Origin of the sequence: Iodobacter violaceini, from assembly GCF_011601265.1 — a bacterium.
Taxonomy (GTDB): Bacteria; Pseudomonadota; Gammaproteobacteria; order Burkholderiales; family Chitinibacteraceae; genus Iodobacter; species Iodobacter violaceini.
Map to the genome: position 1 here is coordinate 1 of NZ_JAAOLX010000051.1, position 255 is coordinate 255.

At 57.3% G+C, this 255-nt stretch carries 1 protein-coding gene; it reads right to left on the minus strand.

Annotated elements, in window-relative coordinates:
• Nucleotides 1-255: hypothetical protein (locus HA050_RS22770; RefSeq protein ID WP_166830588.1), on the minus strand; the 255-nt coding region annotated here is incomplete at both ends.

Below are 255 nucleotides of genomic sequence, written 5' to 3' on the forward strand. Positions count from 1 at the left end.
TCAGTACAGCCAGATCGCGGGTTTCCAGTGCGGCAATATTAGTAGTACTCAGTGCAGCAACCTGACGCGAGGTCAGCTCGACAGCCTGTGCCGTGGTCAGCGCCACTGCCTGATCGGTGGTTAAGCCTGCCAGCGAGCTGGTCGTGATATTGACAACCTGATCCGTGGTCAGATGCGCCACTTGATCGGTGGTCAGCACTCTGATCTGAGCGCTGGAAAGTGCAGCAATCGCCAGTGTGCTGATCACGGCCAGAT